The 722-nt window shown below is 57.1% G+C and carries 1 protein-coding gene; it reads left to right on the top strand.

Translation table 11 applies throughout. The features are described from left to right. A partial coding sequence (locus P792_RS36815) for a TonB-dependent receptor (RefSeq protein ID WP_161630870.1) occupies positions 1 to 722 on the top strand: 722 nt, incomplete at both ends.

The raw sequence follows: 722 nt of genomic DNA on the forward strand, positions 1-722 counted from the left end.
ACAATGTCTCGACACGTCTCTTCTTTCGCTACCGCCAGACGCAGAATGGCTATCCGGGCTATCTGACCCGCGACCAGATCGAAACCAACCCCAAACAGGCACAGGCGCTTTACGCCTCGCTGCACGGGCATCGCATCCAGCCCGGCAGCAAGTTCTATGGCGACATGACCACGATCCGTATCGATGACCGCTCCAAGCTCGAGCTCGGTTTCGATTATCAGGATGCGCCGATCGATATCCAGAATACGGCGACCGCCCAGCGCTGGGGCTACAAGACAGTCGCGGGGGTGCTGCGTTACAGCCGCAACGATACTTTTTGGGGCCACAAGAGCGAAACGCTGTTCGGCATCGATACCTATACCGATCTGGAAGCCTGGCAGACCAACCGGTCGCGCACCAATACGGGCATTTATGCCAAAATCCCCTTCGGCACCGTACTGCGCCATTCGAATTATGGCGGTACCGATAATTACTTTCACATACGGAACAATTTTGAGCTCTTCCATAATTTCTGGCTGACGGCGGCCGGTGCGCTTGATTTCGTGCAGCGTTCGACCGAGGTCACCTATCCCACGCAGAGCTCTGTTGGCACCTCCGGGCTCGGCTTTACGCCACGTGGCGGCTTTCGCTACGTGATTTCGCCCCATGCCTCGATTTACGGCAATGTCAGCCGCAGCTTCCAGCCGCCCAATGACTGGCAACTGCTTTCTGGCGCGCTTTAT

Origin of the sequence: Asaia sp. SF2.1 (assembly GCF_000505765.1) — a bacterium.
In the GTDB taxonomy this organism is placed as follows: Bacteria; Pseudomonadota; Alphaproteobacteria; order Acetobacterales; family Acetobacteraceae; genus Asaia; species Asaia bogorensis.